The sequence below is a fragment of the Sphaerotilus sp. genome (assembly GCF_041083715.1).
Taxonomy (GTDB): domain Bacteria; phylum Pseudomonadota; class Gammaproteobacteria; order Burkholderiales; family Burkholderiaceae_C; genus Sphaerotilus.
On sequence record NZ_JBFPGY010000251.1, the window covers coordinates 1 to 8028 of the forward strand.

Sequence of the window (8028 nt, forward strand, 5' to 3'; positions counted from 1 at the left end):
GGCGCGGTCAACACGGTGTTCGTGCAGGCGGAGCGCCGCTGGTCGGGCGGTGCGTTTGCCTTCGCCAAGGAAGGACCGCTGGCGCTGCCGTTCGAGCCGGTGGAGGCGCGGGGGCGCCACGAAGTGCTGGTCCGCGGAGACTTGCCATTGCCCGCGCTGACCGCCCGCGCGCTCGACGCCGTGATGCCGCAGCGCACGCTCACCGACGCGCTGGCGCAGCACGCGGCCGAGCAGCTCGTGGGCTGGCTGAACGACGAGACCGTGGGCTTCCGTGCATCGGATGGCGGCTGGCAGCGGCTGGCGCCGGGCCATGTCGCGGTGCTGGTGCGCAGCCGGCGCGAGGCGGACGCCGTGCGGCAGGCCCTGCGGCGGCGCGGGGTCAGCTCGGTCTATCTGTCGGACCAGGATTCGGTGTTCGCCTCGGCCGAGGCGGCCGACCTGCTGCGCTGGCTGCAGGCGGTGGCCGATCCGCTGAACGCGCCGCTGGCCCGCGCCGCCTATGCCACCGCGACGGTCGGCCTGGACCTGGCGGCACTGGCGCGGCTGGTGACCGACGAGGAGGCCTGGGACGAACGGCTCGCACAGCTGCAGCGCCTGCGCGCGGTCTGGCAGCGCCAGGGCGTGCTGACGCTGGTGCGCCAGACGCTGCATGCACTGGACCTGCCGGCGCGCTGGCTCGGCGCAGCCGATGCGCCCCCCGACGGCGAGCGCCGGCTGACGAACCTGCTGCACCTGGGCGAGCTGCTGCAGGCGGCGGCCGCCCAGCTCGATGGCGAGCAGGCGCAGATCCGCTGGCTGGCCGAGCAGATCCACGGGCTCGGCGGTGCGGGCGAGGAGCGGGTCGTGCGACTGGAAAGCGACGCCGAGCTGGTGCAGGTGGTGACGGTCCACAAGTCGAAGGGGCTTGAGTACCCGGTGGTGTTCCTGCCGTTTGCATCGTCCTGCCGCGAGGTGGACCGGCGCGGGCGCCGTTTCATCACCTGGGTGGACAGCGAAGGCACACGTGCGCTCGACTTCACGCTCGGCGACGACGCCATGGCCTCGGCCGAACGCGAGCGGCTGCGCGAGGACCTGCGCCTGCTCTACGTCGCGCTGACGCGGGCGCGGCATGCGTTGTGGCTGGGGATCGGCTTTCTCAAGGCCGGCAAGTCGGGCAGCAACAAGCTGGACCGCAGTGCGCTGGGCTATCTGCTCGGCGGAGGGCAGGGCGAGCTGTCGCCGGCGCTGGCGCTGGAGCGGCTGACCGGCTGGTGCGATCCGGACAGCGGTGCGGTGTCTGGCAGCGTGTCGGTCGAGACGCTGCCGGCGCGCCCCGGCTACACCCGACTGCGGCGGGTGGTAGCGCCGGTTGCGCTGGCCGAGGCGCCGCGCTACCAGGCGACCTTCGACCGCCGCTGGACGGTGGGCAGCTTCTCCGCGCTGGTGCGCGATCTGCGCGATGCGGAGGGCGATCGCTTCGTGCCGGTGTCGTCCTGGGCGGTCGATCCGGCGCGCGACGAGCAGTTGCGCGAGGAGTGGCTGGCGGATCGGGCGGTCGCCGGTGGTGGCGGCGACGATGGTGCATCCGCGCTCCGGCCGGTGCAGGCCGATGCGGCGTGGCACCGCTTTCCCAAGGGTGCGCTGGCCGGCAACTTCCTGCACGAGCTGCTGCAGGGGCTGGCCGAAGGGGGCTTTGACCGCGCGGACACCCCAGCGGTGCAAACGCTCATCCGCCGCCGCTGCGAGCGCCATGGCCACACCGACCGCGCCGACGAGGTGGTGGCATGGATGGGCGCGGTGCTGCGCACGCCATTGCCGGCACTGGGTGGCGCGGCGCTGTCGGAGATTGGCGCCGTGCTGCCGGAGATGGAGTTCTGGATGCCGAGTGCGGCGCTGCACAGCGCTGCACTCGACCGCGTCTGCCGCACGCACCTGCTGCCCGGGCAGACGCGGCCGGCGCTGGTGCCGCGGACGCTGCAAGGATTGCTGATGGGCTTCGCCGATCTGGTGTTCGAGCATGGTGGACGCTGGTGGGTGCTGGACTACAAGTCCAACCACCTCGGCGACGGCGATGCCGACTACCACACCGCCGCGCTGGACGCAGCCATGCTCGCGCACCGCTACGACCTGCAGGCCGCGCTCTACCTCCTGGCGCTGCACCGCCTGCTGCGCCAGCGCCTGGGCGCTGGTTACGACCCCGCGCAGCACCTCGGCGGTGCGATCTACCTGTTCTTGCGAGGTGTGCAGGGTCCGCAGGCCGGCTGTGCGGTGGTGCCGGCGCCGCTGGCGCTGCTGGAGGCGCTGGAGTCCTGTCTCGACGACCCCGATCCGATGGTGAGCGCCTGATGCCACAGTCCTTTCCGCCTGAGCCTGGGCAGTTCGATCCAGGTCCTGATGCCGGCCCGCTGACCGCGGCCGAGCTGCTCTCCGAACTCGACCGCTGGTGCGACGCCGGCTGGCTGCGCCGGCTGGACGTCGCACTGGCGCGCTGGCTGGCCGCCGAACTGCCGGATGCGGCGCCGGAGCTGCTGCTGTCCGCCGCGCTGCTGGCGCAGCGTGAAAGCCGCGGCCACACCTGCATCGCGCTGGACGAGTTGCTGCACCAGCGCCGCCCGGACCTGATCGCCCGTCCGGATGACGACGCCTGGCTGGACGGCCCGGCCGCCGCGCGTGCCGCGCTGGCTGCGGCACTGCAGCGTCTGTCGCCCGACCGCTTCGACTGGCTGCACGGCGTGCAGGGCAGCGCCGCGGTGGACGCGGGTGCCGGCGCCGCCCGCGGGCAGGCGCCCCTGGTGTTCGACCAGGCCCCCGATGGCGCAGCACGCCTCTACCTGCGCCGCCACTGGCGCGACGAACAGTCCGTGGCCCGTGCGGTCCTCGCCCGCAGCCAGCCCACCACGGATCCGCGTACGGAAGAACCGCTGCCCGACCCCACCACAGTTCGCCAGTGGCTCGACCAGCTGTTCAGTCCATTGGCGGATCCCACCGCTCCCGACTGGCAGCGCATCGCCTGCGCCATGGCCCTGCGCGGCCGACTCGCCCTCATCACCGGCGGCCCCGGCACCGGCAAGACCTACACCGTCGCCCGCCTGCTGGCGCTGCTGTTCGCGCTGCACCCGGCGCCCGAGACGCTGCGCATCGCGCTCGCCGCACCGACCGGCAAGGCCGCGGCGCGGCTGAAGCAGTCGATCGACCAGGCCCTTGGCCAGCTCGGCGCCGCGTTGCCCGGTGTGCTGGACTGGGCCCTGCTCGCCCGGCGCCTGAAGGAGGCCCTGACGCTGCACCGCCTGCTCGGCGCCCGCCCCGACACCCGCGCGCTGCGCCACGATGCGCGCCACCCGCTGGATGTCGATCTGCTGGTGGTCGACGAAGCCTCGATGGTCCACCTGGAAATGATGGCTGCGCTGCTGGCGGCGCTGCCTGTACGGGCGCGGCTGGTGCTGCTGGGCGACAAGGACCAGCTCGCTTCGGTCGAGGCCGGCGCGGTGCTCGGCGACCTCTGCGGACAGGCCGAGCGCGGGCAGTACGACGTCGACAGCGTGGCCTGGATCGCCGCCTGCACGGGCGGCACGGTGCCGCCCGGCCTGTGCCACCGCCCCGGCGCGCCGCTGCCCGCGCTGGCGCAGCAGACGGTGATGCTGCGCGAGAGCCGCCGCTTCCAGGGCGCCATCGGCGATCTGGCCAAGGCGGTGAATGCGGGCGATGTCCGCGCGGCAGACGCGGTGCTGCGCCGGCAGGAGGCGGCCGTGCAGCGGCTGGTGCTGACCGCTGCGCAGGCGCTGCCCGCTGTGCTGGCCCTGGCGCTGCAGGGGCGTGCCGGGGCGCCGATCGGCTACGACCTGTACCTGTCCGAACTGCAGCAGCGGCCGCCACCGGGGGACGCTGCCGTGCACCAGGCCTGGGTCGTGCGGGTCGTGCGGGCGTTCGAACGCGTGCGCCTGCTGTGCGCCTTGCGGGAAGGGGAGTGGGGGGTGACGGGCCTGAATGCGCGCATCGAGGCCCACCTGCGCAGCCGCGGCGCCATCGCACGCCATGGCGAGTGGTACGCCGGCCGGCCGGTGATGATCACGCGCAACGACGCTGCGCTCGGCGTCTACAACGGCGACGTGGGCGTGGCGCTGCCGGGTGTGGATGGCGGCACGAGCCTGCGTGTCTGGTTGCTGGAGGGCGAAGACCAGCCGCCGCGCTCGGTGATGGCGAGCCGGCTGGCGGCGATCGAGACCGCGTTCGCGATGACGGTGCACAAGTCGCAGGGCTCGGAGTTCGAGCACGTCGTGCTGGTGCTGCCGCCGCACCTGAATCCGGTGCTGACGCGGGAGCTGGTCTACACGGGCATCACCCGTGCCAAGGCCGCGTTCACCCTGGTCGCGCCGGACCCCGCGGTGTGGGCCTCGGCGCTGCAGCGGCGAACGCGGCGGGTCAGCGGCTTGCCCGGACTGCTGCTGTCCGGGCCCTGCTGATCGACATCAGACGGGCTGGTCGCCGATCTCCGGATCGATGATCGGTCCGCGGCCGCTCCAGCGGTCCAGCGTCAGGTAGATCACGGGTGTGATGTAGAGCGTGACCGCCTGCGACACGATCAGCCCGCCGACCACCGCCAGCCCGAGCGGCTGGCGCAGCTCGGCGCCGGCGCCCAGCCCGAGCGCGATGGGCAGCGCGCCCATCAGCGCGGCCAGCGTCGTCATCACGATCGGTCGCAACCGCAGCAGGCCAGCCTGCCGGATGGCTTCGTGCGGTGTCATGCCCTGGTGGCGCTGCGCCTCCAGCGCGAAGTCGATCATCATGATCGCGTTCTTCTTGACGATGCCGATGAGCATCAGCAGGCCGATGGTGGCGATCACTGTCAGGTCCATGCCGAACAGCGTCAGCGTCGCCAGTGCGCCTACCGCGGCTGACGGCAAGCCGGCCAGGATGGTGATCGGATGGATGAAGCTCTCGTAGAGCACGCCCAGCAGCAGGTAGATCACCAGGATCGCCAGCCCCAGGAGCACGAGCTGGCCGGACTGCGAATCCTGGAACACGGCCGCGTCGCCGCCATAGGTGCCGATCAGCGTGCTCGGCATCTGCAGCTCTCGCACGTACCCGTCGAGCTTGGTCGTGGCCGTGCCCAGCGGCACATCCGGCGCCAGGTTGAAGCTCAGCGTCACGGCCTGGAGCTGGCCCTGGTGGTTCACCGCCGTCGGGCCGATGGTGCGCTGCACGGTCGCGAACGCACTCAGCGGCACCAGCGCGCCAGTCCTGCTGCGCAGCGAGATCTTGTCGAACGCGTCCTCGAACTGCTTGTCGGCCTCGGACGCCTCCATCAGCACCTGGTAGGTGTTGCTGGGGGCGTAGATGGTCGAGACCTGCCGCTCGCCATAGGCGCTGTAGAGGGCGCTGCGCAGATCCGCCATCGACACGCCGAGCAGTGCCGCCTTGTCGCGGTCGATCTGCAGGCTGGCCTGCAGGCCGCGCTGTTGCGAATCGCTGGTGACGTCGCGGAACAGCGGGTCGTCGCGCAGCTTGCCCTGCAGCTTGCCGGCCCATTCGTTGAGCGAGTCGGCACTCACGCTCTGCAGCGTGTACTGGTAGCGGCTCTTGCTCTGGCGGCCACCGAGCTGCAGGTTCTGCACCGGGCGCATGAAGACCTGCACGCCGGGGATGCCGCGGGTCTTCCTGCGCATCTCGTCGACGACCTGGGTCATCGAGCCACGTGCTTCGCGTGGCTTGAGCGTCACGAACAGCCGGCCGGTGTTCTGCGTCGAGCTGCCGCCGCCACCGGCGAAGGAGCTGACCGCGGCCACGGCCTTGTGGTTCTGGAAGGCATTGGCCACCTGCGTCTGCACCTTGAGCATCGCGTCGAAGGAGATGTCCTCGGACGCCTCGATCGTCACCTGCAGCTGCCCGATGTCCTCTTCCGGAAAAAATCCCTTGGGAATCTGCACGAACAGCACCGCCGTCGCCACGAAAGTGCCGACTGCGAACAGGAGCACGATCGCGCGGTGCGACAGCGCCCAGTCGAGCGTGCGGCCGTAGAAGCGCAGCACGGCGTCAAACCCGCGCTCGAACCAGCGGCCGAGCACCGTTTCCTCCTGCGCCTCATGGTGGCGCAGGAAGCGGCTGGCCAGCATCGGCACCAGCGTCAGCGACACGACCGCCGACACCAGGATCGACAGGCCGACGACGACCGCGAACTCGTGGAACAGCAGCCCGATCACGCCCGGCATGAAGAAAATCGGAATCAGCACCGCCACCAGCGAGATCGAGATCGACAGGATGGTGAAGGCCATCTCGCGTGCACCCTTGATGGCCGCTTCGAACGGTGCCATGCCGTCCTCGAGGTGGCGGACGATGTTCTCCAGCATCACGATGGCATCGTCGACCACCAGGCCGACCGCCAGCGTGATGCCCAGCAGCGAGACGTTGTCCAGGCTGTAACCGCCCGCGTAGAGCAGCGAGAGCGCGCCGATCAGCGATACCGGCAGCGACAGCGCCGGGATCACCGTGGCCGCGACCCGGCGCAGGAACATGAAGATCACCAGCACCACCAGCACCACCGTCAGCCCGAGCGTGAGGTTGACGTCGTGCAGCGCCTCGCGGATCGAGATCGAGCGGTCATTGGCGGGCGTGAGGCGGATCGAGGCGGGCAGCTGCGTCTCGAAGCGCGGCAGCATCGCCTTGACGCGGTCCACCACTTCGACGGTGTTGGCGTCCGGCTGGCGCTGCACGGCCAGCGTGATCGATGGCTCGCCGTTGAAGCTGGCGAAGGTCTTGGAGGTCTCGACGCTGTCTTGAACCTCGGCGACCTCGCGCAGCCGGACCGGTGCGCCATTGCGCGAGGCGACGATCAGGTTGCCGAACTCGCGGGCGCTGGCGAGCTGGCGGTTGGCCACGATGGTGAGGGTCTGGCGCGGGCCGTCGAGCGTGCCCACGGGCGAGTTGGCATTGGCCCCGGACAGGGCGGCGCGCAGCTCGTCGAGCGTCAGGCCACGCTGGGCCAGCGTCTCGGGCTTGACGCGGATGCGCACCGCGTAGCGCTTCTGGCCGAAGATCGATACCTGCGCCACGCCGTTGATCGTCGACAGGCTCGGCGCGATCAGGCTTTCGGCGAACTCGTTGAGGTCCGACATCGACATCGACGGCGAGGTCATGGCCAGCAGCAGCACCGGGGCGTCGGCCGGGTTGACCTTGCGGTAGGACGGCGGCGAGGTCATGTCCGCGGGCAGCGTGCGCTGTGCGCGGAAGAGGGCGGCCTGCACATCGACCGCCGCGGCGTCGATGTTGCGGCTGCTCTCGAACTCCAGCGTGATCGAGCTGCGGCCCAGGGTGTTGGTCGAGCTGATGGTGGCCAGTCCGGCGATGGTCGAGAACTGCTTTTCCAGCGGCAGGGCCACCGAACTGGCCATCGTGTCCGGGCTCGCGCCCGGCAGATCGGCCGTGACCTGCACGACCGGCGTGTTGTAGCTGGGCAGCGCGGCGACCGGGATCTTGCCCAGCGCCACCAGCCCGGCGAGGACGATCGCCAGGTTCAGCAGCACCGTCATCACCGGACGGCGGATGAATTGCTCGGTCACTCTCATCGAGAGGCTCCGCTCGCGGCGACTTCAGCCTGGCTGGCCGCAGCCGCGGTGCCGGACGCGGCACCCGACGCCGCGCCCGCGCCCTTGCCACCGCCCATCGGGGCTTCCTTGACAGGCGTGCCAGGACGCAGGTTCTGCTTGCCCTCGACGACGACTTTCTCGCCGGCGGTCACGCCTTCGACCACCACCTGTTCGCCCAGCGGCTGGCGCAGCTGGACCGGTTTCATCTGGGCCTTGCCTTCGACATCGACCACGTAGACCGAGCGCTCGTTGCCGCGCACGATCACGGCGGCCTGCGGAATGACGACGGCATCCTTGACCGTGCGCAGCGTCAGCCGGACCGTCACGTACTGGCCGGGCCAGAGCTGCCGGCCCTCGTTGACCAGCTTGCCCTTGACGCGGATGGTGCCGGTGGTGGCGTCCACGCCGCTGTCGATGAAGCTCACGTTGCCGGGCAGCGCGACCGCTGGCTGGCCGCGTCGCTCGCCGG

At 71.0% G+C, this 8028-nt stretch carries 4 protein-coding genes; 2 read left to right on the top strand and 2 right to left on the bottom strand.

Annotated elements, in window-relative coordinates:
* Both AB3X43_RS11120 and recD read left to right on the top strand, forming a co-directional pair.
* Positions 1 to 2325, top strand: a 2325-nt coding sequence (locus AB3X43_RS11120; protein WP_369429910.1) for a 3'-5' exonuclease, incomplete at its 5' end; no start/stop codon positions are given.
* Entirely contained in the window at positions 2325 to 4439 is a 2115-nt protein-coding gene (gene recD / locus AB3X43_RS11125; RefSeq protein ID WP_369429911.1) for an exodeoxyribonuclease V subunit alpha, read from the top strand. The genes AB3X43_RS11120 and recD, both read left to right, overlap by 1 nt.
* A 6-nt stretch (positions 4440 to 4445) precedes the next feature.
* Here the strand turns inward: recD and AB3X43_RS11130 are convergent, their stop codons facing one another.
* Complete coding sequence (locus tag AB3X43_RS11130) at positions 4446 to 7538, bottom strand: efflux RND transporter permease subunit (RefSeq protein ID WP_369429912.1); 3093 nt, start codon at positions 7536 to 7538, stop codon at positions 4446 to 4448.
* Positions 7535 to 8028: efflux RND transporter periplasmic adaptor subunit (locus AB3X43_RS11135; RefSeq protein WP_369429913.1), on the bottom strand; the 494-nt coding region annotated here is incomplete at its 5' end. The genes AB3X43_RS11130 and AB3X43_RS11135, both read right to left, overlap by 4 nt.

Bases quoted from the DNA above. Each gene is read 5' to 3' on its own strand.
- AB3X43_RS11130 (WP_369429912.1), bottom strand. From the start codon at position 7,538: ATGAGAGTGACCGAGCAATTCATCCGCCGTCCGGTGATGACGGTGCTG.
- recD (WP_369429911.1), top strand. From the start codon at position 2,325: ATGCCACAGTCCTTTCCGCCTGAGCCTGGGCAGTTCGATCCAGGTCCT.